Source organism: Microbacterium sp. EG9, from assembly GCF_059759475.1.
The window spans coordinates 3,071,329-3,095,301 of sequence record NZ_CM186217.1; the positions used below are offsets into that span (position 1 = coordinate 3,071,329).

21 protein-coding genes are annotated in these 23,973 nt (G+C 69.5%); 9 read left to right on the top strand and 12 right to left on the bottom strand.

Annotation, left to right across the window (positions count from 1 at the left end):
• Positions 1 to 53 precede the first annotated feature (53 nt).
• The 3 genes from AC6CQV_RS14440 to AC6CQV_RS14450 form a co-directional block, all read right to left on the bottom strand.
• Positions 54 to 1,385 (bottom strand): GAF domain-containing protein, encoded by a 1,332-nt coding sequence (locus tag AC6CQV_RS14440; RefSeq protein ID WP_498259837.1) that lies wholly within the window; start codon positions 1,383 to 1,385, stop codon positions 54 to 56.
• Between the two features lie 183 nt (positions 1,386 to 1,568).
• A complete protein-coding gene (locus AC6CQV_RS14445) occupies positions 1,569 to 3,008 on the bottom strand; it encodes a CCA tRNA nucleotidyltransferase (protein WP_498259838.1) in 1,440 nt (479 codons plus the stop codon).
• Between the two features lie 59 nt (positions 3,009 to 3,067).
• Entirely contained in the window at positions 3,068 to 4,639 is a 1,572-nt protein-coding gene (locus AC6CQV_RS14450) for a DUF7059 domain-containing protein (protein WP_498259839.1), read from the bottom strand.
• Positions 4,640 to 4,819: 180 nt separating this feature from the next.
• Here AC6CQV_RS14450 and AC6CQV_RS14455 point away from each other — a divergent pair, with 180 nt between their 5' ends.
• The 4 genes from AC6CQV_RS14455 to trxA all read left to right on the top strand — a co-directional run bounded on the left by AC6CQV_RS14455 (position 4,820) and on the right by trxA (position 10,110).
• Positions 4,820 to 7,009 carry a DUF6049 family protein gene (locus AC6CQV_RS14455; protein ID WP_498259840.1) on the top strand — a complete coding sequence of 730 codons (2,190 nt, stop codon included), beginning with the start codon at positions 4,820 to 4,822 and terminating at the stop codon, positions 7,007 to 7,009.
• Positions 7,002 to 8,612 (top strand): murein biosynthesis integral membrane protein MurJ, encoded by a 1,611-nt coding sequence (murJ, locus tag AC6CQV_RS14460; protein WP_205281920.1) that lies wholly within the window; start codon positions 7,002 to 7,004, stop codon positions 8,610 to 8,612. The genes AC6CQV_RS14455 and murJ overlap by 8 nt, the downstream gene beginning before the upstream one ends.
• Positions 8,613 to 8,715: 103 nt before the next feature.
• Positions 8,716 to 9,696, top strand: a complete 981-nt coding sequence (gene trxB / locus AC6CQV_RS14465; protein WP_191009270.1) for a thioredoxin-disulfide reductase — start codon at positions 8,716 to 8,718, stop codon at positions 9,694 to 9,696.
• A gap of 90 nt (positions 9,697 to 9,786) precedes the next feature.
• Positions 9,787 to 10,110 carry a thioredoxin gene (trxA, locus tag AC6CQV_RS14470; protein WP_498259841.1) on the top strand — a complete coding sequence of 108 codons (324 nt, stop codon included), beginning with the start codon at positions 9,787 to 9,789 and terminating at the stop codon, positions 10,108 to 10,110.
• Between the two features lie 72 nt (positions 10,111 to 10,182).
• Here trxA and AC6CQV_RS14475 read toward each other — a convergent pair whose 3' ends face one another.
• The 9 genes from AC6CQV_RS14475 to rpmH form a co-directional block, all read right to left on the bottom strand.
• Positions 10,183 to 10,524 (bottom strand): hypothetical protein, encoded by a 342-nt coding sequence (locus AC6CQV_RS14475; protein ID WP_060960823.1) that lies wholly within the window; start codon positions 10,522 to 10,524, stop codon positions 10,183 to 10,185.
• Positions 10,525 to 10,533: 9 nt separating this feature from the next.
• Positions 10,534 to 11,559, bottom strand: a complete 1,026-nt coding sequence (locus AC6CQV_RS14480; protein WP_498259842.1) for a ParB/RepB/Spo0J family partition protein — start codon at positions 11,557 to 11,559, stop codon at positions 10,534 to 10,536.
• Positions 11,559 to 12,494: a ParA family protein gene (locus AC6CQV_RS14485; RefSeq protein ID WP_101307108.1), complete on the bottom strand. Its 936-nt coding sequence runs from the start codon at positions 12,492 to 12,494 to the stop codon at positions 11,559 to 11,561. The genes AC6CQV_RS14480 and AC6CQV_RS14485 overlap by 1 nt, the downstream gene beginning before the upstream one ends.
• Positions 12,495 to 13,494: 1,000 nt before the next feature.
• Positions 13,495 to 14,148: a 16S rRNA (guanine(527)-N(7))-methyltransferase RsmG gene (gene rsmG, locus AC6CQV_RS14490; protein WP_498259843.1), complete on the bottom strand. Its 654-nt coding sequence runs from the start codon at positions 14,146 to 14,148 to the stop codon at positions 13,495 to 13,497.
• Between the two features lie 4 nt (positions 14,149 to 14,152).
• Positions 14,153 to 14,659, bottom strand: coding sequence for a Jag family protein (locus AC6CQV_RS14495; RefSeq protein ID WP_060960826.1), 507 nt, complete (start codon positions 14,657 to 14,659; stop codon positions 14,153 to 14,155).
• Between the two features lie 28 nt (positions 14,660 to 14,687).
• A complete protein-coding gene (yidC, locus tag AC6CQV_RS14500; protein ID WP_082734276.1) occupies positions 14,688 to 15,809 on the bottom strand; it encodes a membrane protein insertase YidC in 1,122 nt (373 codons plus the stop codon).
• A gap of 3 nt (positions 15,810 to 15,812) precedes the next feature.
• On the bottom strand, positions 15,813 to 16,199 hold the full coding sequence (gene yidD, locus AC6CQV_RS14505) for a membrane protein insertion efficiency factor YidD (protein ID WP_240191143.1): 387 nt from the start codon (positions 16,197 to 16,199) through the stop codon (positions 15,813 to 15,815).
• Positions 16,196 to 16,534, bottom strand: a complete 339-nt coding sequence (gene rnpA / locus AC6CQV_RS14510) for a ribonuclease P protein component (protein ID WP_101305164.1) — start codon at positions 16,532 to 16,534, stop codon at positions 16,196 to 16,198. The genes yidD and rnpA overlap by 4 nt, the downstream gene beginning before the upstream one ends.
• Before the next feature lie 10 nt (positions 16,535 to 16,544).
• The gene (rpmH, locus tag AC6CQV_RS14515) at positions 16,545 to 16,682 is read right to left on the bottom strand and encodes a 50S ribosomal protein L34 (protein WP_005054680.1); all 138 of its coding nucleotides are present in this window, start codon (positions 16,680 to 16,682) and stop codon (positions 16,545 to 16,547) included.
• A 327-nt stretch (positions 16,683 to 17,009) separates the two neighbouring features.
• Between rpmH and dnaA the strand changes: the two genes are divergently transcribed.
• The 5 genes from dnaA (at position 17,010) to gyrB (ending at position 23,942) form a co-directional block, all read left to right on the top strand.
• On the top strand, positions 17,010 to 18,428 hold the full coding sequence (gene dnaA / locus AC6CQV_RS14520; protein ID WP_498259844.1) for a chromosomal replication initiator protein DnaA: 1,419 nt from the start codon (positions 17,010 to 17,012) through the stop codon (positions 18,426 to 18,428).
• Positions 18,429 to 18,900: 472 nt separating this feature from the next.
• Positions 18,901 to 20,043, top strand: coding sequence for a DNA polymerase III subunit beta (dnaN, locus tag AC6CQV_RS14525; RefSeq protein WP_060960830.1), 1,143 nt, complete (start codon positions 18,901 to 18,903; stop codon positions 20,041 to 20,043).
• A gap of 49 nt (positions 20,044 to 20,092) precedes the next feature.
• The gene (recF, locus tag AC6CQV_RS14530) at positions 20,093 to 21,289 is read left to right on the top strand and encodes a DNA replication/repair protein RecF (RefSeq protein WP_498259845.1); all 1,197 of its coding nucleotides are present in this window, start codon (positions 20,093 to 20,095) and stop codon (positions 21,287 to 21,289) included.
• Entirely contained in the window at positions 21,282 to 21,779 is a 498-nt protein-coding gene (locus tag AC6CQV_RS14535) for a DciA family protein (RefSeq protein WP_060960832.1), read from the top strand. Before recF ends, AC6CQV_RS14535 begins: the two co-directional genes overlap by 8 nt.
• A 123-nt stretch (positions 21,780 to 21,902) precedes the next feature.
• Positions 21,903 to 23,942, top strand: coding sequence for a DNA topoisomerase (ATP-hydrolyzing) subunit B (gene gyrB / locus AC6CQV_RS14540; RefSeq protein ID WP_060960833.1), 2,040 nt, complete (start codon positions 21,903 to 21,905; stop codon positions 23,940 to 23,942).
• The last annotated feature ends 31 nt before the right edge of the window (positions 23,943 to 23,973 follow it).

Genomic DNA, 23,973 nt, shown 5'->3' on the forward strand with positions numbered 1-23,973 from the left:
GAAGACCTCGGAAACAGCAGCTCCGGCGGAGTTGTGCACGCCGGGCCGGGGGCTCACGCCTCGAGCTTCTCGATCCGTGCGACGAGCCCGGCGCGGCGGGGAGACCGGGCCGGCAGCATCTCGAGGGCCAGGCGCAGGACCTCGACGTCCTCGGCGCCGTCGTCGGTGTCGGCGTACGCGATCAGGACATCCACGGACGCCTCCGTCATCAGGGCGTCGCGCAGCGCGAGCCGAACCGAGTCGCGGAACTCCTCCACCCCGGGCGCGACCGAATCGGGAAGCACCCGCCCGCGATAGGCGGCGAGCGCCACCCGGTGCGCGCCCCGGCCGAGCAGCGCGACGACCTGATGCGCATCGGTGTGCAGCTCCGCGGTGAGGCGGTAGGGCCGGGATGCCGGGACCAGCTGCGGCGCAACCCGCTCCAGCACCTTGCGCAGCCGGACGAGTTCCGGCCTCAGCGTCCCCTCCGCGGCATCCTCGCCGTAGACGAGCTGCCCGAGGCGCTCGGCCGACAAGCCCTCACGGTGCACCGCGAGCATGAGGAGGATCTCGGCGTGCCGCGCCGACAGCTCGGTCACCGTCGCGCTGTCGGGGCCGGCGACATCGAGGAGCGCCTTGTCCCGCCCGAGGACGCGGAGCATCGTCGTCGCCGCCCGCGGAGCCGGTGCCGCGCGGCGGATACGGCTCGGTGCGGGAGCCTGAGCCCGCGCTCTGAGCCGCCCGACGAGGAGTTCGGCTTCCACCGCGCGGGCGGTCGCGTCGACGAGGAGCTGCGCCTGCGGCGTGGCGGCATCGCTGTCGCCGGTGACGTCGATCACCCCGAGCACGCGGCGCGTATCGGGGTCGTAGACGGGCGCGGCCGTGCAGGACCACGGCTGGACGAGCCGGTTGTAGTGCTCGGCTCCGTGGATCTGCACCGATCGCCCCAGCGCGAGCGCCGTGCCGGGTGCGGAGGTGCCGACCGCCTCCTCCGACCAGTTCGCGCCGGCCACGAAACCCATGTCGCCGGTGAGCGACCGCACACGCCGGTCTCCCTCGACCCACAGGAGTCGTCCCACGGCGTCGCCCACGGCGACGACGACGCCCGAGTCGCTGTCCTCGCCGCCGGGCAGCAGCAGGGAGCGGATCATGTCCATGGCGGCGGCGAGCGGGTGCGCCCGCCGGTAGGCCTCGAGCTCGTCGTCACCCAGATCGAGCGGGGGCAGCCCTTCGGCCCCCACCAGGTGCGCCAGCGACCGGCGCCAGGAATCCTGCACGAGCGGGCGGATCTGACCCAGCCGCGGATCGCCGACGTTACCGCCCACGAGCTCGTCGTGCGCGCGCTCGATGAGCAGACGCGACGTCTCGGGCGAGACCTCGCGGCGCGATGACCACGGCGAGGGCACGGCGACTCCGTTCACCAATGAGGAGGTGTCGTCAGTCTAAGTCGCGAACCGCCAAGATTCGGCCGAGCCGCCAAGATTCGGCCGGCCCGCCGGATAGCGGCTCGGCCGAGGAGTGGCGGCTCGGCGACCGCGGCGCGGCGCGGGCGCGGGCGCGGGGCGGGCGCGCGGCGGGCGCGGGGTGGGTCAGCGGGTGGACCACCAGGCGCGCAGGCGCTGCTCGGCGGCATCCGCGCCGATCGGACCCTCGTCCAGGCGCACCTCCAGCAGGAAGCGGTACGCCTCCCCGACCTCGCGTCCGGGCGGGATGCCGAGGATCTCCTGGATCCGGTTGCCGTCGAGCTCGGGGCGGATGGCGGCGAGCTCCTCCTGCGAGGCGAGCTCGTCGATGCGCCACTCGATGTCGTCGTACGCGCGGCGCAGGCGCGTCGCCTTCTTCGCGTTGCGGGTGGTGACGTCGGCGCGGGTGAGGATGTGGAGCCGCTCGAGCTGATCACCGGCATCCCGCACGTAGCGCCGCACCGCGGAGTCGGTCCACGCGCCCTCGGCGTAGCCGAAGAAGCGCAGGTGCTGCTCGATGAGCTGCGTGACCGCGGCGATGGTGTCGCCGTCGAAGCGCAGCGCCTGCAGGCGCTTGCGGGCCAGACGCGCACCCTTGACGTCGTGGTGGTGGAAGCTCACGCCGCCGCCCGGCTCGAGCTTGCGCGTCGCGGGCTTGCCGATGTCGTGCAGCAGTGCGGCCAGGCGCAGCGTCGTGTCGGGCGCCGCCCCCGGATGCCGGGCGTGCTCCAGCTCGATGGCCTGGCGCAGCACCGTGAGCGAGTGCTCGTAGACGTCCTTGTGGTGGTGGTGCTCGTCGACCTCGAGCCGCAGCGCCGGCACCTCGGGCAGGATCTCGCCCATCAGCCCGGTCTCGACGAGGATCCGGATGCCGCGCACCGGGTCGTCCGTCGCGAGCAGCTTGACCAGCTCGGCCTGCACCCGCTCGGGGCTGACGATCTCGATCGTCTCCCGCAGGCGCTCCATCGCGTCCAGCGTGGTCGGGGCGACGTCGAACTCGAGCTGGCTGGCGAAGCGGGCGGCCCGCAGCATGCGCAGCGGGTCGTCGCCGAAGCTGACGTCGGGGTCGCCCGGCGTGCGCAGCACGCCCGCGAGCAGGTCCTCGACACCCCCGGTCGGGTCGACGAGCGCCGGCACGGGCAGGCGCAGCGCCATGGCGCCCACGGTGAAGTCGCGGCGGGCGAGGTCGTCCTCCAGGCGGTCTCCGAAGGCGACCGTGGGCTTGCGCGTGACCCCGTCGTAGCTGTCGGCGCGGTACGTCGTGATCTCGACCTGCTCGGACGTCCCGCTCGGGCCGGTGATCTTCGCACCGATGGTGCCGAACGCGCGCCCGATGTCCCACGTCGCGGTCGCGAGCGGCTTCACGATGCGAAGGATGTCGTCGGGGCGCGCGTTCGTCGTGAGATCGAGGTCGTGGGTGGGGCGGCCGAGCAGCGCGTCGCGCACCGGACCGCCGACGATCGCCAGCTCGAACCCCGCCTGGGCGAACGCCGCACCGAGGGAGGCCATGATCGGAGAGGTCGCGAGCGACCCCAGCCGGTCGAGGCCTTCGGCCATGTTGAGCATGGTCTCCAGACTACCGGCGCGCCTTCCGTCGCCCCCGCCCGCGACCGTCGTGCGACCCCTCACGCCAGCCGCAGCATCCCGGTGAAGACGAGCTCGCGCACGCGCGGCAGCAGGTCGGCGCGGAGGGCGCCGGCATCCACCTCGAGCAGCTCGGCGATCGCGTCGGAGAGCTGTCCGACGGTGAGCTCGCCGTCGGAGGCGCCGACGAGGGCGGCCAGGGCGGGGTCGACCTCGACGGTGCGGGCGAGCCCGCCGCCCTGGCGCAGCTGGATCACGCTCGGGGCCTCGGCGCCCGGCAGATGATGACGGGCCTCGGTGACGTCGGCGGCCACCACGGTGTGCGCGCGGGCCAGGGCGTCGTCGTCGAGCAGTTCCAGTGCGTCGAAGGCCTGCAGCGCGGCGGACAGGTGCCGGCCGAGTCCTCCCGAGGTCTCCGGCAGGGCGTGGGTGATGCGTTCGTAGCGCGCCAGCGCGGCGACCCCGGATGCCGGTCGTCGCAGCAGGATGTAGCCGAACCCGATCGCCTCCACGCCGCGCGCGGCGAAGTCGTCCAGCCAGGCATCGACGAGGGCCGCGTAGCCGGGGGTGCCGGGGGCGGTGCCGCCGTCGCGGACCCACAGTTCCGCGTACGCGAGGGGGTCGAGCCGCTCCCGCTCGATCACCCAGGCCTCGAGGGGCACGGGCGAGGCGGCCACCCAGGCGCGGACGCGCTCGAGGCCGTCGCCGCCGTCGCGATACTCCCAGTTGCCCAGCAGCTGCGCCGTCCCCTGCGGAGCGAGCACCTCGCCCACCCCTCGGACGAACGCCGCGACGAGGTCGTCCCCCGCGAACCCCGCGTCGCGGTACTCGTACTCGGGAACGCCGGCGACGCGCGGGGTGATGACGAACGGCGGGTTCGACACGACACGGTCGAACCGTTCGCCCGCGACGGGGTCGAAGAGGCTGCCGTGCCGGGTCTCGATCCCCCCGACGCCGTTCAGGAGCGCGTTGAGCGTCGTGAACGCCAGTGCCCGGGGCGACACGTCCGTCGCGACGATGACGCTGTCGGCGTCTGCATCGGCGGAGGCATCCGCGGACGCCGTCAGGGCGCGCTGCGCCCGCAGCGCCTGGATGCCGCAGCCCGTGCCGACGTCGAGCACCCGTCGCGCGGGCGTCGCGAGCTGCAGGCCGGCGAGGGTGAGGGAGGCGCCGCCGACACCCAGCACGTGGCCGGTCGGCAGTGGTCCGCCGAGCGCCGCCTCGTCGAGATCGCTCGCGATCCACCAGTGTCCGGCGCCGTCCGCGTCGGCGAAGCCCTGCGGTCGCACGAGCGCGAGCGGTGTCACCTCGGCATCGTCGATGCGGGCCAGACCGAGCGTCGCCAGTCCGCCGGCGCCGAGGTGGGGCAGCGCGCGGTCGACGGCGTCCCGCGGCGTGCGGACACCGAGGAACAGCAGCCGCGCCAACGTCGCCGATGCGTCGTCCCGTGTCCCCAGGGCGGCGAGCGCGGGTCCGTGCAGGCCGTGCCCGACGGCGTCGTCGGCGAGAGGGCCCCACCCGGTCCGCACGGCGTCTGCGGTGTAGCCGGCGGCCGCCAGATCGCGGCGGAGGTCGGCCACGAGGGCGGGATCGGGGTTCAGGGGATGGTCCACAGCATCCCATCCTCACGCACGCAGGGCCGTGCCGGCGGTGCGGGACCGAGACGGGACCGACGGATGCCGCCGCGCGCGGATACCGGCGCCCGCGGCCCGTCACGGGTCGCGCACAGGGCGGGGACCCTAGAATCTGACCTGATCGTGCGGTCAGGGATCGCACAGGAGCCGATTCCCGACATGACCTTTCCTCTTTCCCGTCCCGCGCGCCGGACTCCCGACGGAGTCGGGACGAGGCGCCGTCGCCGCGCGCGCTGGCGGAGCGCCGTCGCCGTCGCGATGGCCCTCGTCGTGGCCGCGCCCGTCGCCGGCACCGCGGTCGCCGCGACCGAGGCGCCGGCCGAGAGCGGGAGGCTCACCGTCGCGGTGTCGCCGTCGGGCAACGGGGTCATCGGCGCGTCGGTGTTCTCCGTCACGTTCTCGGTGACCAACACCGGCGATGCGCCCGCTGCCGGCGGCGCGGTCAGCGTGGCGCTCACCCGGTCGCCCTTGACCACCGCCGCCGAGGTGACGGCGTGGCTGGACTCCGACGCGCGCGCCGACACCGAGGTCGCGACGGCGGCCGTGACAGCCGTCGCCGCCCGCGGGACGGCGACCTCGACGACCGCGATCGACCTGGCCGCCACCGGCGGCGACCTCGCCCCCGGTGTCTACCCCGTGAGCGCCGCGTTCCCTTCCACCCAGGGCGATCTCGTCGCACACACGGTGATCGTGGTCCCGGATGCCGCCTCCTCCGGCGGAGGCGTCGCCGTCGTCGTGCCGCTGACGGCGCCTCCCACCACCACGGGGCTGCTCACGTCGGACGACCTCGCCACGCTCACCGCCGCCGACGGGGCGCTCCGCATCCAGCTCGACGCGGTGACCGGCACCACCGCGATCCTCGCCGTGGACCCCGCCATCGTCGCGGCGATCCGTGTGCTGGGTACGGCGGCGCCCGCATCGGCTCAGCAGTGGCTGTCCGACCTGCTCGCGCTGCCGAACTCACGTTTCGCGCTCCAGTTCGGCGATGCCGATCTCGCCACCCAGTTCGCCGCGGGGCAGGACGAGCCGCTCTCCGTCTCGAGTCTCGACCCGTACATGTCGGCACGGAACTTCGCGACGACCGGCACGCCGCTCCCGGCATCCTCCGAATCGCCGAGTGCATCGTCGACACCCACGCCGGCGGCCGGTCGCACGCTGCCGAGCCTCTCCGAGCTCCTCGACATCGGCGCGACGCGCACCGGGGTGTTCTGGCCCGCGACCGGGTCGGCGACGGCGGGGCTCGTCTCCGCCCTCGCGACCGGCACCTCCACCGGCACCTCCGAGAGCGAGACGCCGCTCACCCTCGTGTCATCGAACACCCTCACGGGCGCGGTGGGGGCGCGAGCGGATGCCGAGGGCGCGGCGATCCTCTCCTACGACGCGGACGTCTCCGCGGCGCTGCGGACGACGTCGCTCGCGTCGGACGGCGTCCACCAGGGCGCGGGGCTCGCCGCGGCATCCGCCTACGCGAGCCTCGCCGTTCAGGGCGCCTCCGCCTCGGCGCCGCTGCTGGTCGTGATCGACCGGGCCAGCGGCCGATCGTCCACCGGTCTGCGGGCGGCGATCACCGCGGCATCCTCGCTCGCCGGTCGCACCGCGATCGATCTGTCGGCGGTCGTCGCTGCGCCCGCGGCGGCCGTCACAGTCACCGGTGGCGCCGCACCCGACTCCGCACGCGTCGACGCCCTCCACGGCCTGCTCGACGACGAGACCGCCCTCTCCGCGTTCGCGACCGTGCTGAGCGACCCCACCCTCCTGACAGCCCCCGAACGCGCCAAGATCCTGCAGCTGCTCGCCAACGTCTGGCTCGCGGTGCCCGATCAGTTCGCCACGGCCGTGAGCGATCACCGCGACGCCACCGCGAAGACCATGGGCGCCGTCGCCATCGTTCCGCCCAGCGACATCACCCTGCTCGCCTCGTCGGCGCCGCTCACCTTCTCTGTGCGCAACGATCTGCCCTGGCCGGTGACCCTCACGCTCTCGGCGAACCCCAACGACCCGCGCCTGATCGTGCAGAAGACCGCAGAGGTCTCGGCCGGCTCCGCGCAGAGCACGCGAGTGCAGGTGCCCGTGCAGGCGCGCGTCGGCAGCGGCGAGTCCACCCTCGACCTGCAGCTGCGCAGCACCGCGGGCGTGCCGATCGGATCGGAGGTCCGCGTCGCGGTGACCGTGCGCGCCGAGTGGGAGTCGGTGGGCATCGTTCTCATGGTGGTGCTGATCGGAGCGATGCTCGTGCTGGGACTGATCCGCACCGTCCGCAAGCTGCGTCGGCGCGGCGCGGCCGCCGAAGACGAGCACGGCGAAGCGTCGCAGAAGGAAGCCCCGCAGAAAGAGGATGTCGATGGCTAGTCTCGGTCGCGCGAGCGCCATCATCGGAGCGGGCACGCTCTTCTCGCGGGTCACCGGTCTGGTGCGCTCGGTCGTCCTCGTCGCCGTCATCGGTTCGTTCGGCAGCAAGGCCGCCGACGCCTTCAGCGTCGCGGCCATGCTGCCCACCAACGTGTACGAGCTGCTCGCCGCCGGCGTGATCACCGGCATCCTCGTGCCGCAGATCGTCAAGGCGGCCGCGCACACCGACGGCGGTTCGCGGTACGTGTCGAAGCTCCTCACGCTCGGTGCGGTCGTCCTCGTCGCCGCGACAGCGCTGATGATGGCGCTCGCGCCGGTGCTGATCTGGCTCTACGCGGCCAGCTGGGGGCCCGAGCAGAAGGCGCTGGCCACCGCCTTCGCCTACTGGCTGCTGCCCCAGCTGCTGTTCTACGGCCTGTTCGCCCTCCTGGGCGAGGTGCTCAACGCGCGCAAGGTCTTCGGCCCGTACAGCTGGGCGCCGACGGTCAACAACGTCGTATCGATCGCGGGATTCGGGGTGTTCCTGGTCGTCTTCGGCGGCCCGTTCACCGCGATCGGCGACTGGGATGCCGGGATGATCGCCCTCCTCGGCGGCACCGCCACCCTCGGCATCGCGATGCAGACGGTCGTGCTGCTCTTCTTCTGGAAGCGCACCCGCCTGCACATCCGCCCCGACTTCGGCTGGCGCGGCATCGGCCTGCGTCACGTCGGCACCCTGGCCTGGTGGACGTTCCTCGCCGTCGTCGTCGGTCAGCTCGCCGGCATCGTCCAGTCGCTGGTCGTCACCCAGGCCTCCGGCGAGGCGAGCGTCACCGTGATGGTGTACGCGTGGCTGATCTTCATGCTTCCCCACTCGATCGTCGCCATGTCGATCTCGACGACGTACTTCACCCGCCTCGCCGAGGAGATCACCGCGGGCCGCCTCGACCGGGTCGCGCCGAACCTCGACGAGTCGATCCGCGCGATCGCGCTGTTCGGTTTCGGTTTCACGGCGGCCATCGCCGCGGCATCCGTCGCCGTCTCGCGGGTGTTCACCACCAGCACCGACGGCGCGGTCGCGATGGCCTGGGTGCTGTGCGGGTACCTGATCGCCCTCGTCCCCTTCGGCGTGCTGGTGATCATTCGCCGGGCGTTCTTCGCCTTCCAGGACACGCGGACGCCGTTCGTCTTCTCCCTCGTCCAGGCGTCGCTGGCCGCCCTCGGCGCCGTCATCGCCGTGGCCGCCGTCGGCATGGGCCTGCTGCCGCTCGGGTTCCTCGCCGCCGCCGTCGCCCTCACCCAGTCGCTCTCCACGTACGTCCAGCTGCCCGTCGCCCTGCGTCTGCTGCGTCGTCACACCGACACGGCGCCGCTGCGCGCCACCTGGCGGTCGCTCGGGCGGTTCACGGTCGCCGCCGTCCCCGCCTTCGCCGCCGGGTGGCTGTTCTTCCTGCTCCTCGGCGGCGCGGACGGATGGCCCGCGTCGGACCGTCTGCTCGGTGCGGTGGCCGGAGCACTCGTGGGCGGCGTCGCCCTGCTGGTGTACGTCGCCGCCCTCGCGTTGCTGCGGGCTCCCGAGCTCGCCATCGGCGGGCGGATGCTGCGGCGCCTCATCGGGCGCTGACGAGCGCACCGCGCGGTGCACCGTCTGCTCGGAATGCCTCGCGGTTAGCATTGGTTGCACGCACTGGAGCCCGTCAGGGGCTCGTGCGGAAAGGGAAGAGCACGTGCGACAGGTCATCATCATCGGTTCCGGTCCGGCCGGATTCACCGCCGCCATCTACGCGGCGCGGGCGAACCTCTCGCCGCTGCTCATCGCGAGCTCGGTGGAGGCGGGCGGCGAGCTGATGAACACCACCGAGGTGGAGAACTTCCCCGGTTTCCCCGAGGGCATCATGGGACCCGACCTCATGGCGAAGATGCAGGAGCAGGCCGAGAAGTTCGGCACCGAGGTCGTCTACGACGACGTCGTGAAGCTCGAGCTGACCGGCGACGTGAAGAAGGTCGTCCTCGGCAGCGGCACGGAGCACGAGGCCGAGAGCGTCGTCTTCGCCACCGGCTCGGCACCGCGCAAGATGGGCATCGAGGGCGAGTCACGCCTGTCCGGACACGGCGTCTCCTACTGCGCGACGTGCGACGGGTTCTTCTTCCGCGAGCAGGCCATCGCCGTCGTCGGTGGCGGCGACTCCGCGATGGAGGAGGCCACGTTCCTCACCAAGTTCGCGTCGAAGGTGTACATCATCCACCGCCGCGACCAGCTGCGCGCCTCCAAGATCATGCAGGAGCGCGCCTTCGCGAACGAGAAGATCGAGTTCGTGTGGAACAGCGAGGTCGTCGACGTGCTCGGCGGTGACGCCGTGACGGGTCTGCTGCTGCGCGACACCGTCGATGGTTCGACGCGAGAACTGCCTGTGACCGGGGTTTTCGTCGCGATCGGCAACGACCCGCGTACGCACCTCGTGCACGACTCGCTGAAGCTCACCGAGCACGGCACCGTGTGGGTCGACGGCCGCTCGTCGCGTACGTCGGTTCCCGGCGTCTTCGCGGCCGGTGACGTCGTCGACCCCATCTACCGCCAGGCGGTGACGGCGGCCGGCAGCGGTACGACGGCCGCCCTCGACGTGGAGCACTACCTCGCCGCGCGCGGCGACGCCGGTGCGCCCGAGGTGGATGCCGCCGAGATCGACGGGCTCGAGCCCGTCGCCTGAGCCCCGCACGGGTCGGGGAACATCTCCGGCATCCGTCGCGTTTGATACCCCAGAGCCGCACGATGGCGGCTCGCAACGAAGGAGACAGACATGACCGCCAAGGCCACGAGCGAGAGCACCTGGCAGCAGGACGTCATCGACGCCGAAGGACCCGTGCTGGTCGACTTCTGGGCCGCGTGGTGTGGTCCGTGCCGCATGGTCGGACCCATCCTCGACGAGATCCAGTCGGAGAACGGCGACAAGATCACGGTGCTCAAGCTCAACGTCGATGAGAACCCCAACCTCGCGATGGAGTATCAGATCACCTCGATCCCCGCGATGAAGGTGTTCAACAAGGGCGCGGTCGAGAAGACGATCATCGGCGCCAAGCCGAAGTTCGCGCTCGAGCAGGACCTCGCCGCCTACCTCCGCTGACGACCCTCCTGCGTGACACCGCCTCGTGCGGCCCCTCGCAGATTCACGGCAGACTCACCGCACCGGCGTTGATCAGGATGCCTCGGCTCGCACCGAGGCGTCCCAGCGCCGGTGCGGTTCGCTTCCCAGCAGACGCCACACGGCACGCGTGAGCGGCGGGTAGTCGAACGCGATCTGGCGAAGCACGCGATAGTTCCTCGCCGCCGTGGGCTTGTTGCCGCCGTCCGACGCGATGTTCTCCGCGCGCAGCGTGAGGACCACCAGCTCGTCGACGGAGGGCAAATCCTCCATGAAGTCCCAGGGATCTTCACCGTCGCGGATGCGCTCCTCGATCAGCACCGACAGTTCGTCGGATGCCTCCGCGCGCAGCAGCTCCAGACTGGCGCGCCGGGGAAGGTGAGGACGATCGGTCACCCTGCCAGCCTACGCGCCGGCTCCGACGCCGTACTCGGTCTCCCCCAGTTCCCCCAGGATGCGGTTGAGATCCTGGATCGTGGCGAAATCAATGTTGATCTGGCCTTTTCTCGCACTCAAAGTGATCTTCACCTTGGTGTTGAGGCGGTCACCGAGTCGCTCGGCGACGTCATCGAGGTGGGCCCGACGGGCGCCGGCCTTGGGTGCCGGACGCCGTGCGCCCAGCTCCGCCGCTCCCTTCGCCGCAGCCTCCGCGGCGCGCACCGAGAGGTCTTCGTTGACGATCTTGTCAGCGAGCCGCTGCATCGCATCGGAGTCGTCCAGCGAGAGGATCGCGCGTGCGTGCCCGGCACTGATGACACCAGCCGCGACGCGCTGCTGCACCGGCATCGGGAGCTTGAGCAGGCGGATCGTGTTGCTGATCTGGGGCCGCGACCGGCCGATGCGCGACGCGAGCTGCTCCTGAGTGATGCCGAAGTCCTCGAGGAGCTGCAGATACGCCGACGCCTCCTCGAGTGGGTTCAGCTGCGACCGGTGGAGGTTCTCGAGAAGGGCGTCACGCAGGAGATCCTCGTCGGCCGTGTCGCGGACGATCGCCGGAATGGAGGTGAGACCCGCCTCGCGCGAGGCGCGGGTGCGGCGCTCACCCATGATGAGCTCGTAGGCGCCGTCCTCGTTCAGGCGCACGACCACCGGCTGCAGCACCCCGAACTCCCGAACGCTGTGCACGAGCTCGGCCAGGTCGTCGGCGTCGAAGTTGGTCCGCGGCTGGCGGGGGTTGGGGACGATGTCGTTCGGATCGAGGGAGATCAGGCGCGCACCGGGCACCGCGACGAGGTCGCCGGGGGTGTCATCGGGCGTGGATGCCGCGGCATCCGCCTGTCCCTCGGCATCCGTTGCATCGGCGGCATCCGGCGTCGGTACGGTCGCGAGGGGCGCACCCGGGAAGAAGACGTCGACGGGCCGCGCCTCCGCGCTGTCGGCGGTGGGGATGAGGGCGCCGATTCCGCGGCCCAGACCGGTGCGTTTGGCCATCAGGAGTTCTCCTCGTTCGTGGTGGTGCGCTGTCCGCGTTGGACGAGTTCGACCGCTGCCTCGCGGTAGGAGACGGCGCCGGCGGACTGTCCGTCGTACGCGATGACGGTCTGGCCGAAGCTCGGCGCCTCGGACACGCGGACCGAGCGCGGGATGACCGTGTGGAGCACCTCGCGAGCGAAGTGCTGGCGAACCTCGTCGGCCACCTGCTGCGCCAGTCGGGTGCGTCCGTCGTACATCGTGAGCAGGATCGTCGAGAGGTGCAGCCGCGGGTTGAGGTGCTTCTGGATCATCCGGACGCTCCCCAGCAGCTGGCTGAGGCCTTCCAGCGCGTAGTACTCGCACTGGATCGGGATCAGGAGCTCCCCGGCGGCCGTGAACGCGTTGATGGTGAGCAGTCCCAGCGAGGGCGGGCAGTCGATGAGGATGAAGTCGAGGCGCTCGTCGGCCTGTGCCAGATAGTCCTCGATGGCCGTCCGAAGGCGATGCTCGCGGGCCACCTGCGACACCAGCTCGATCTCGGCGCCGGCGAGGTGGATGGTGCTGGGCGCGCACAGGAGGTTCGGCGACTCGGGGCTCGTCTGAATGATCTCGGCGAGGGGGAACTCGTCGATCAGCACGTCGTAGACGCTGGGGATGTCGGCCGAGTGCGGCACCCCCAAGGCCGTGGATGCGTTGCCCTGCGGGTCGAGATCGATCACCAGGACGCGAGCACCGAGAGAAGCGAGGGCCGCGGCGATGTTGACGGTGGTCGTGGTCTTGCCGACCCCGCCCTTCTGGTTCGACACGGTGAGGATGCGTGTCTCGCCGTGGAAGTCGACCGTGACGGCATCCAGCGCTCGGCGGCGGGATGTGAGATCCGCGAGCTCCCGCGCGATGGGGCTGTCGTCGATGGAGAAGGGTGCGGGTGCGGTCGCGTTCTCCGGTTCCGGCACCATCAACTCCTGTCTTTTCGGGACTCTTCTACTGTAGTCGAGGGGTCCCACACCCCGGTCATCGAGAGCCACCGCTACGGGTGTTTCACGTGAAACCCTTTGCGGGGCGGGTGGGCGTGTTGGTTCACTCCCGGTCGTTGAGCGAGGCGCACAGCGCCGAGTCGAAACGCCCCCACGCGCGTTTCACGTGAAACAGGTACCCGCGTGCTTGCCACGTTTCGACTCGCTCCGCTCGCTCAACGGCCGGTAGTCACGCTGCCCAACTCCCGGTCGTTGAGCGAGGCGCGCACAGCGCCGAGTCGAAACGCCCCCACTCCCCGTTTCACGTGAGACATGTGCCTGCGTCCTTCCCGCGTTTCGCTCGCTCAACGGCCGGAGCTCGCGCTGGGCCACTCCCGGTCGTTGAGCGAGGCGCGCAGCGCCGAGCCGAAACGCCCCCACGTTCCGTTTCACGTGAAACATGTCCTGGCATCTGTGGGAAAGCTGCGTTTCGACTCGCTTCGCTCGCTCAACGGCCGGAGCTAGCTCTGCCCGATGCCGGTCGTTGAGCGAGGCGCGCAGCGCCGAGTCGAACCCCCCCACGTACGTTTCACGTGAAGCATCTGTCGGCGTCGGTCCGAGGGCGGCGTGTTCATTCACTCCCGGCCGTTGAGCGAGGCGCGCAGTGCCGAGTCGAAACGCCCCACGTCGCGTTTCACGTGAAACATGTCCTGGCATCTGTGGGAAAGCCGCGTTTCGACTCGCTTCGCTCGCTCAACGACCGGAGGTAGCTCTGCCCCATGCCGGCCGTTGAGCGAGGCGCACAGCGCCGAGTCGAAACGCCCTCACGTGCGTTTCACGTGAAACATGTGCCCGCGTCCTCGCCACGTTTCGACTCGCTTCGCTCGCTCAACGGCCGGTGGGTTGCGCTATCCAACTCCCGTTCGTTGAGCGAGGCGCGCAGCGCCGAGTCGAAACGCCCTCACGTGCGTTTCACGTGAAACATCTGGCGGCGGGGCGGTCAGGCGGAACGGGTGGCGCGGAGAACGCGGGTCGGCTCCGAGATGACGCCCTCACCGACGACCTCGACGCGCACATCGCTCAGCTTGTACTTGCGGATGGCCTTCTCCGCCGCGGCGATCTCATTCTCGGCGTTGACGCCCTTGAGGAGGATCAGCTCTCCTCCCGGTCGCAGCAGGGGAACGGTCAGGGGGATGAGGGTGCGCAGGGCGCTCACGGCGCGCGCGGTCACGGCATCCAGCACCGCACCCTCTTTCCACTCCTCACCCCGAGCGCGCACGACTGCGACGTTGTCGAGCCCGAGCTCGTCCTTCTGCTCCTGCAACCAGGCGACGCGACGCTCCATCGGCTCGATGAGCACCCACTCGACGTCGGGGCGGGCGATCGCGAGCACGAGCCCGGGAAGACCCGCGCCCGAGCCGACATCTCCGACACGGGCTCCCGTAGTAAAGAGGGGAGCGGCGATCGCGGAGTTGAGGATGTGACGGTTCCAGAGACGGGGCGGCTCGAGCGGGCCGATCAGTCCGCGTTCCTCACCGTACGCGCCCAGCGCGGCAGTGAAGCGACGCGCGAGGTCGATGCGGTCACCGAAGAGGGATGCCGCGACGGCCGGCTCTTCTTCGATCACCGGTGTTTCACGTGAAACATCGTCCATCGGATCAGGAGCGGCGGATGACGGTGTGACGGTCGGCGCCCTCACCGTAGGACTCGGACACGAGACCCCGGTCCGCGACGATGTCATGGACGAGCTTGCGCTCGTAGCTCGTCATCGAGGGGAGCGAGGCCTGCGTCGCCCCTTCGTCCAGGCGTGCGATCGCACGATCCACCAGCTTCTCCAGCTGGCGCTGCCGCGCATCGCGCGAACCGCCCACGTCGAGGATGAGGCGGGAGAAGCGTCCGGTCTTCGTCTGCACCGCGATGCGCGTCAGCTCCTGCAGAGCCTGAACGGTGTCGGGCTCGGCGAGCAGACGAAGTGATGCCGGGTCATCGTTCTCCACCGAGACGTACGCTCGGCCGCTGCGGACGTCGAGGGCGAGGTCGCCGTCGATGTCCGCGATGTCCAGCAGCACCTCGAGGTAGTCGGCGGCGATGTCGCCCTCCTGCTCGAGCTGCTCGATCGTGGCCGCGGGGCGCTCGGCCGCGTCGTGGTCGGAAGTGGTGCTCATGACTGTTCCTCGAGAGACGTCGACCCGGTCACGAGTCGGTGTTGGGCTTGGTGTTCTTCGACTGCTTCTTGGCGCGCTGCTTGCTCACCGGCTGCTGACGCTTGGGAGCCTGCGCCTTCGCCTTCTGCGCCTCTTCGTACAGACGCTGCTGCTCGGCCTGGTACTTCTCGAGCGGAACGATCTTGCCGTTCGCGTCGATCGCCTTGCCCTTGCGCGCCAGCCTCTCCTCACGTGCCTTCGCCGCCTCGGAACCGGGCGTGGGCAGGTTACGGATGACGAGGAACTGCTGCACCATCGTCCAGATGTTGGACGTGAACCAGTAGAGGACCACACCCAGCGGGAAGAACACACCGGAGAAGATGAAGGCCAGCGGGAGGATGTACAGCATGATGCGCTGCATCTGGTAGGCCTGGCCGGTCTTGGCCTCGGGGGAGAGGTTCTTCGAGATGATCTGCAGCTGGGTGATGAACTGCGACGCGATCATCAGGATGACCAGGACCACGAGGATCGCGACGGTGGCCTCCCAGCCGTCGGGCTTCTGGTTGAACGCCTCGATGAGACTCGTGTGCAGGGGAGCGACGCCGAACAGCTTCGCCTCGTAGAACTGCCACGTCAGGTCTTTGCTCAGCAGACCGACGCCACCCACGCCCCACTCCGCGTGCTTCTTGACGTCGCTCAAGGTGTAGAACATGCCCAGCAGGATGGGCATCTGCACGAGGAGCGGCAGACAGCTGGAGACCGGTGTGGTGCCGTGCTTCTTGTACAGCGCCATGGTCTCGCGACTCATGGCCTCACGGGAGAGCTGATCCTTCTTCCCGCGGTACTTCTCCTGAACTTTCCGCAGTTCAGGAGCGATTTCCATCATCTTCCGCTGGCTCTTGATCTGCCGCACGAAGAGGGGGATCAGGGCACTGCGCACCACGATGACGAGCCCCATGATCGACAGGACCCAGGTGAGTCCGGCATCGGCCGGCAGGCCCACCGAGGTGAAGATCCAGTGCCAGAACACGAGGATCGCCTCGACGATCCACTTGAACGGCCACATGATGGTGCTGAAGAAGTCGAGGCTGCTCGACGGCGCGGGCGTCGTCGGCGTCGGCACGACCGGGGTCGGCGTCGCAGCGGCGGCGGCATACAGAAGATCCAGCACGGATCAGTCCTTTCTCGGCGAGGAGTCCGCGGACCCGTCGTCTGTGGATGGCACGACGAACCCATGACGGGTCAGCTCGTGTCGGAAGTGCGCGTGCGGGGGCACGTCATCGATTCCACCACGGGCCCAGGGGTGGCATCGCGCGAGGCGAGCTGCGGTGAGCGCCGATCCCTTGAGGAGACCGTGCTGCTGCACAGCGCCGACCGAGTACGCCGAGCACGACGGGTAGTACTTGCAGACGTCGCCGTAGAGATGGGAGATCGTCGCACGGTACGCGTGCAGGAGGACGAGCCCGGCGTTGCGGGGAACCAGCGGCACCGCACGCAGCGCCGACGTCGGCGAGAGCCGGCCGGAGCCGAGCGCGTAGGAGGGAAGTGTCGAGGTGCTCACGCCGCGGCCCGTCGGGCGAGGCAGCGCGTGACCTCCGCGCGCAGCTGTGCGAAGTCGGCGGATGCCGCGGACGGAAGTGCCCGGATGACGACATCCGCTCCACGGCCGACGCCGGGAAGGGCTTCGGCGCAGACGGCCTTCAGCCGACGTCGCACGGTGTTGCGCGTGACGGCGCCGCCGACCTGCTTGCTGACGATGAAGCCGAACCGCGCGGGGCGGTCTTCGGCGGACGCGATGACGTAGGTCACCGTGTGCGGCGCGGCACAGCGGACGCCCCTGCGGACGACGGTCTTGTACTCCGCCCCGCGGGTGATGCGGTTCCCGCGCGCCAGCACTTTCGTCGGATCAGGCGGACAGCTCGGTGCGACCCTTGGCGCGGCGCGCCGACAGGATCGAACGGCCGGCACGCGTGCGCATGCGGGCGCGGAAGCCGTGCTTCTTGGCGCGACGACGGTTGTTGGGCTGGAACGTACGCTTGCTCATGAGGATCACTCCGGATCGGCGGTCACCCGAACGCTCTAGACCGGGGACACGGGGTACAGGGACTGTCCGGGGGCGTCCGAGGGCACCCCAGGGCATAAGTCAACCGACTAAGGCTACGTCGAGAGCGACGAGAACTCAAACCGGCCGAGCCGGACGGCACATTATCCACGGACTGTGGATAGCGTCTGGTGAAGACACGCGGGGCGGATCTACAGTGGATTTTGCTCTTCACAGGGTCGCTGACTACCGTGACTGCGGTAGTTATCCACAGGCTCGATCGTCGTTCACGATCGCCTGTGCCGCACCGATCGCACCCCCGGAGGGGACATGTCACAGCACGATATTCCGGATGTCCCCGTCTGGACCGCAGTGCTGCAGGAGCTGTCCGGCGACGAACGGGTGACCCCCCAGCTGCAGGGATTCATCAGTCTCGCCGTCGCGCAGGGCGTGATGAGCGGCACCCTGTACCTCGACGTGCCGAACGACCTGACGGCCGCACAGCTGAACAAGCGGCTGCGCGCACCGATCATGGAGGCGCTCGCGCGCGTCGACGCCGAGCCGGCCGCATCCTCGTTCCGCGTCGTGGTGAACCCGGAGCTCGCCGACGCCCACCTCACCGTGCCCGTCCCGGTGCAGTCGGCATCCGCTCCCGTGCCGATCGCGCGGCCTGCGGCGGACGACTACGTGGAGACCGCGGCCGCGCCGTCGCGCAGCGACACGCGACTGAACCCCAAGTACAGCTTCGACAACTTCGTCATCGGCCAGTCCAACCGCTTCGCCCACGCGGCAGCCGTCGCCGTGGCCGAGGCGCCGGCGAAGGCATACAACCCGCTGTTCATCTACGGCGACTCGGGTCTGGGCAAGACCCACCTGCTGCATGCGATCGGCGATTACGCGCTCAGTCTGTATGCGGGCATCCGCGTCCGGTACGTCTCGAGCGAGGAGTTCACGAACGACTTCATCAACTCGATCGCCAATAACCGCGGATCCGCCTTCCAGGCGCGCTACCGCGACGTCGACATCCTTCTCATCGACGACATCCAGTTCCTCCAGGGCAAAGCCGAGACCCAGGAGGCCTTCTTCCACACCTTCAACACGCTGCACGACCACGACAAGCAGGTCGTGATCACCAGCGACGTCCCCCCGCGTCACCTGACCGGGTTCGAGGACCGCATGCGGAGCCGGTTCGAATGGGGCCTCATCACCGACGTCCAAGCCCCCGACCTCGAGACCCGCATCGCGATCCTCCGCAAGAAGGCACAGTCCGAGCGGCTGCTCGTCCCCGACGAGGTGCTCGAGTACATCGCCACCAAGGTGTCGAGCAACATCCGCGAGCTCGAGGGCGCGCTGATCCGGGTGTCGGCCTTCGCGAGCCTGAACCGCTCCAATCTCGACATCTCCCTCGCCCAGACGGTGCTGCGCGACATCGTCGACACCGACGACGCCAACGTCATCTCGCCGACCGACATCATCACGGCGACGGCGCAGTACTTCCGCCTGTCGGTCGACGACCTCTACGGATCCAGCCGGTCGCAGTCGATCGCCACGGCCCGTCAGATCGCGATGTACCTGTGCCGCGAGCGCACGAGTCTCTCCCTGCCGAAGATCGGCCAGCTGTTCGGCAATCGCGATCACACCACGGTCATGTACGCGTACAAGAAGATCAGCGAGCTCATGAAGGAGCGCCGCTCGATCTACAACCAGGTCTCCGAGATCACCACGCAGCTCGGCCGCGTCGGACGCTGACGGCTCTCGCCCGCGGCATCCCGCGCCCCTCGAGACCCCCGGCCACGAAACCGGGGGTCTTCTGCGTACGGAGTGCTTGACATCGGCGCACGGGCGCCGCCAATATACGCGTTCTGCACAGTGTGGACAGGCTGTGGATAACTCCACTTCCCCGTGGACTCTTGTGAGTCGATGGCCCGAAGCTGTGGATGACAAGAATGTCTCGACCGGGATGCACGATGGCGTCCGCACCGGCTCTCCGCATCGCGCCCACAACTTACACGCGTGTGGTTTCCCTGTCGCGACTGGGATCGGCGGAGTTGTCCACAGTTTCCACAGCCGTTAACACCATGACAGAGACCTTCCTTAGAGAATCCGATTCGATCACCTCTGCGGTGCGAGGCGTCGGAGCCGGTCGACGGGATGCCGGGACAATCCGTTCCGGTCGGGGCACTAGCATGGGAGGGCCCTACTCGACGTCAAGGGAGCGCCAGTGAAGTTCCACGTGAATCGCGATGTGTTCAGCGAGGCCGTGTCATTCGTCGTCAAGCTCCTGCCGCAGCGGAACCCGCAGCCGATCCTGGCGGGTGTGCTGATCGAAGCATCCGACGAGGGGCTGTCGCTCGCGGCGTTCGACTACGAGGCCTCGGCGCGCACGACCATCGAAGCGACCGTCGACGAGCCCGGCACGATCCTCGTCCACGGCCGACTCCTGTCGGAGATCGCCAGCCGTCTGCCGAATGCGCCGATCCAGATCGAGGTCGGTGAGGACGACGGCATCGTCCTCAGCTGCGGCTCCGCCCGCTTCACCCTCGCCTCGATGCCGGTGCAGGAATATCCCGCGATCCCCGAGGTCTCGGGCGAGTCGGGTCTGGTCCCCGCGGAGGATTTCGCCACCGCGATCGCCCAGGTCGCCTTCGCCGCGTCCCGCGACGACGTCACCCCGGTGCTCACGGGTGTGCAGCTCGAGGTCGCCGGCACACAGCTGAGCCTCGTCGCGACCGACCGCTACCGCGTCGCCCTGCGCGACGTCGCCTGGGACGGCGGCGGTGTCGCCGGCGACGAGTCGACGACCGCGCTCGTCCCCGCGCGCACGCTCACCGAGGTCGGCAAGACCTTCGCCCACTCGGGTGACATCCAGGTCGCGTTCTCCGGCTCGGGAGATCGGGAGATCATCGCGTTCACCGCCGGCAACAAGACCGTGACGTCGCTGCTCATCAAGGGCAACTTCCCGCCCGTGCGCCGACTGTTCCCCGAGCAGACCGACCACTACGCCGTCGTGAACACCGCCGAGCTCGCCGAGGCGGTGCGCCGCGTCGCCCTCGTGCTCGACCGTTCCGCTCCGCTGCGCTTCACCTTCACCGAGGACGGCGTGTCGATGGATGCGTCCGGCACCGAGCAGGCGCGGGCGACCGAGTCCGTCGATGCGACCCTCGCGGGCGAGGAGGTCACGCTCGGGTTGAACCCGCAGTACCTGCTCGAAGCGCTCGGCGCCGTCAAGAGCGAGTTCGCGCGCATCACGTTCACCTCGAGCGACAACGCGAACAAGCTCAGCCCGGTGCTCATCACGCCGCAGACCTCCGGCACCCCGGAGAGCTTCAAGTACCTGCTGCAGCCGAATCTCCTGCTGCGCTGACGATCCTCGCGTTCCGACCGGCGTCGGCGCTGCCGCATAGGCTGGATCGGTGATCGTGGAACAGCTGAGCCTCGTCGACTTCCGCAACTATGCGGCCGCCGATGTGACTCTGGCGGCGGGAGCCAACGTGTTCGTCGGTCGCAACGGTCAGGGCAAGACCAATCTCGCCGAGGCCATCGGCTATTTCGCCACACTCGGTTCCCACCGGGTCTCGCAGGATGCCCCGATGGTGCGCGACGGGGCGGATGCCGCGATCGTCCGCATGCGTCTCGCCTACGGTGACCGTCGTGTGCTGCTCGAGGCCCAGCTCAACCGGTCGGGCAGCAACAAGGCCCGGGTCAACGGCTCGGCCGTCCGCACCGCCGAGCTCCCGCGCTACGCACAGGTCGTCCTCTTCGCGCCGGAGGATCTCCAGATCGTCCGCTCCGACCCCTCCGCGCGTCGCCGCTTCGCCGATCAGCTCCTCATCCAGCGCGCTCCGCGGATGGCGGGCGTCCTGGCGGACTACGACCGCGTGCTCAAGCAGCGCAACGCGCTGTTGAAGTCCGCGCGCGCCCGCGGCATCCGCGCGGATGCACTGACGACGCTCGACGTCTGGGACGACAAGCTGGTGCAGCTGGGCACCGACGTCATCCGCGCCCGCTCGGTGCTCGCCGACGACCTCGCCGGCCCGGTCGCCGAGGCGTACCGGGCAATCGCCGGCGAGGATCACCGGCCGGAGCTGGAGTGGATGCTGTCGATCGGGGGCGCGGACCCCGACGTCGACGACGACGAGGCCGACCAGGCGGGCGACCGCACAGCGGTGACCGGACTCAGCGCGGAGGAGGTCCGCGAGAACTTCCGCGATGCGCTCGCCGCGCGCCGCTCCTCCGAGCTCGAACGCGGGCTCACTCTCGTCGGACCCCACCGCGACGACCTCCTGCTGCGCGTGCGGGGCCTGCCGGTGAAGGGCTACGCATCGCACGGCGAATCGTGGTCGGTGGCCCTCGCCCTGCGTCTGGCGTCTGCGCAGCTGCTGCGCGCCCAGTCGCAGCTGGGCGATCCGGTCCTCATCCTCGATGACGTGTTCGCCGAGCTCGACACGGATCGCCGCGCCCGGTTGGCGGGCCTGGTCGAGGGATACGAGCAGGTGGTGGTGACCGCGGCGGTGGAGGAAGATGTGCCGAGCGCGCTGCGCGCGCGCACCGTGCGGGTCGTCGCGGGGACGATCATCGAACCCGCCGCGACGGGAGGCGTCGATGAGTGACGAGGTGCCGGGGATGGTGCCGGAGACGATCGGCACGTATCTGCGCCTGCGCGGTCTCGAGCCCTCGCCGCGGACCGCGCGACGGCGCAAGAGACGTGCGGCCGAGGACGACGACAAGCAGCCGTTCGCGCCCGGGCGCGATCCCAAGGGCGTGGCCGACGTACTGGCGGATCTGACACGTCAGTCGGGGTGGGACACCCAGCTGGCGCGGGAGGACCTCGTGCTGCAGTGGACGGACGTGACCGGCGAGGAGACGGCGCGTCACGCCCATCCGGTGGCGCTGTCCGACGGGCTGCTCACCGTGCAGTGCGACTCCACCGCGTGGGCGAAGAACCTCCAGCTGATGCGGGCCGAGATCGTCACTCAGCTGATGAGACGGTTCCCGGATGCCGGTGTGCAGAACGTCCGATTCGTCGGGCCGGACGTCCCCTCGTGGAAATGGGGCCCCAGAGCCGTTCCAGGGCGGGGTCCTCGCGATACCTACGGCTGAGGAGGGTCCGACGGCATCCGGAACGATTTCAGGGCGCCACAGGGGCTTTCTGCGGGCTTTCGAGGGGTGACTGGGGGTAGAATGAGACGTCTTTGATCGACCATTCAGGAGCGCTCGAAACCTATGACGTCCGACACCCCCGACAGCGTTCCCCAGGAACTTCCGCCGAAGCAGTCCCAGAAGGTCGAGAACGAGTACGGGGCCGACGCCATCCAGGTGCTCGAGGGCCTCGAGGCGGTGCGCAAGCGCCCCGGCATGTACATCGGCTCGACGGGTGAGCGCGGCCTGCACCACCTCGTGTACGAGATCGTCGACAACTCCGTCGACGAAGCCCTCGCCGGCTACTGCGACACGATCACGGTGACGATCCTCGAGGACGGAGCGATCCGTGTCGTCGACAACGGTCGCGGCATTCCGGTCGACATGCACAAGACCGAGGGGAAGTCGACCGTCGAGGTCGTGCTGACCGTGCTCCACGCCGGCGGCAAGTTCGGCGGCGGCGGGTACGCGGTCTCCGGCGGTCTGCACGGCGTCGGCTCGTCGGTGGTGAACGCGCTGTCCACCCGCCTCGACGTCGAGGTGCGCCGGCAGGGGCACGTCTGGCGCCAGTCGTTCCGCGACGGCGGCGTGCCGCAGGCTCCGCTGAGCGAGGACGAGGCGACGGAGGAGACCGGCACGACCATCACGTTCTGGCCCGACGCCTCGATCTTCGAGACCACCGACTTCGACTACGACACGCTGCGCACCCGTTTCCAGCAGACGGCGTTCCTGAACAAGGGTCTGCGGATCACGCTCAGCGACCTGCGCGCCTCCTCGGCCTACGTCGTCGACGGCGAAGACGGGCAGGCCGTCGAGAAGCAGCCGTTCGACGATTTCCACTACGAGCGCGGACTGGTCGACTACGTCGAGTACCTCAACAAGATCCGCAAGGCCGAGGTCGTCAACGACGAGATCATCGAGGTCGAGTCGGAAGACACCGAGCGCCACATCTCCCTCGAGCTGGCGATGCAGTGGACGACGAGCTACACGGAGAACGTCTTCACCTTCGCCAACACGATCAACACGCACGAGGGCGGAACCCACGAAGAGGGCTTCCGCGCCGCGATGACGACGTACATCAACAAGTACGCGCGCGAGAAGGGCCTGCTCAAGGAGAAGGACGACAACCTCACCGGTGAGGACATCCGAGAGGGTCTGACCGCGGTCATCTCCGTCAAGCTGTCCGAGCCGCAGTTCGAGGGTCAGACCAAGACGAAGCTCGGCAATACCGAGGCCAAGGCGTTCGTGCAGAAGGTCGTGGGCGACCAGCTCACCGACTGGCTCGACCGCAACCCCGCGCAGGCCAAGCGGGTCATCATGAAGGCGATCGACGCCGCGACCGCGCGCCTCGCGGCCCGCAAGGCGCGGGAGACGGCGCGGCGCAAGAGCGTGTTCGAGTCGGCATCCATGCCCGACAAGCTCAAGGACTGCACGAGCAAAGACCCCTCGATCAGCGAGATCTTCCTCGTCGAGGGCGACTCGGCCGGCGGCTCGGCCGTGCGCGGCCGCGACCCCGAGACCCAGGCCATCCTGTCGCTGCGCGGCAAGGTGCTCAACGTCGAGAAGGCGCGGCTCGACCGCGCGCTCGGCAACAACGAGATCCAGGCGATCATCTCGGCGTTCGGCTGCGGGATCGGCGAGGACTTCGATGTCGCGAAGGCCCGCTATCACAAGATCGTGCTGATGGCCGATGCCGACGTCGACGGCCAGCACATCACGACGCTGCTGCTGACGCTGCTGTTCCGCTACATGCGCGGACTCATCGAGGCCGGCTTCGTCTATCTCGCCATGCCGCCGCTGTTCCGGCTGAAGTGGTCCAACGCCGAGCACGAGTACGTGTTCAGCGACCGGGAGCGCGATGCGCTGCTGGCCGACGGTCTGGCCAACGGCAAGCGGATGCCGAAGGACTCCGGCATCCAGCGCTACAAGGGTCTGGGCGAGATGAACCCGAAGGAGCTGTGGGAGACGACGATGGACCACAACACCCGCACCCTCCGCCAGGTCACGATCGACGACGCGGCCGCGGCGGACGAGATCTTCTCGGTGCTGATGGGCGAGGACGTCGAGTCGCGCCGGAGCTTCATCCAGCGCAACGCCAAGGACGTCCGCTTCCTCGACATCTGATGCGTTTCGACTCGCTGCGCTCGCTCAACGA

Bases quoted from the DNA above. Each gene is read 5' to 3' on its own strand.
- AC6CQV_RS14445 (WP_498259838.1), bottom strand. From the start codon at position 3,008: ATGCTCAACATGGCCGAAGGCCTCGACCGGCTGGGGTCGCTCGCGACC.
- AC6CQV_RS14455 (WP_498259840.1), top strand. From the start codon at position 4,820: ATGACCTTTCCTCTTTCCCGTCCCGCGCGCCGGACTCCCGACGGAGTC.
- murJ (WP_205281920.1), top strand. From the start codon at position 7,002: ATGGCTAGTCTCGGTCGCGCGAGCGCCATCATCGGAGCGGGCACGCTC.
- trxA (WP_498259841.1), top strand. From the start codon at position 9,787: ATGACCGCCAAGGCCACGAGCGAGAGCACCTGGCAGCAGGACGTCATC.
- AC6CQV_RS14480 (WP_498259842.1), bottom strand. From the start codon at position 11,559: ATGGCCAAACGCACCGGTCTGGGCCGCGGAATCGGCGCCCTCATCCCC.
- rsmG (WP_498259843.1), bottom strand. From the start codon at position 14,148: ATGGACGATGTTTCACGTGAAACACCGGTGATCGAAGAAGAGCCGGCC.
- AC6CQV_RS14495 (WP_060960826.1), bottom strand. From the start codon at position 14,659: ATGAGCACCACTTCCGACCACGACGCGGCCGAGCGCCCCGCGGCCACG.
- rpmH (WP_005054680.1), bottom strand. From the start codon at position 16,682: ATGAGCAAGCGTACGTTCCAGCCCAACAACCGTCGTCGCGCCAAGAAG.
- dnaA (WP_498259844.1), top strand. From the start codon at position 17,010: ATGTCACAGCACGATATTCCGGATGTCCCCGTCTGGACCGCAGTGCTG.
- AC6CQV_RS14535 (WP_060960832.1), top strand. From the start codon at position 21,282: ATGAGTGACGAGGTGCCGGGGATGGTGCCGGAGACGATCGGCACGTAT.
- gyrB (WP_060960833.1), top strand. From the start codon at position 21,903: ATGACGTCCGACACCCCCGACAGCGTTCCCCAGGAACTTCCGCCGAAG.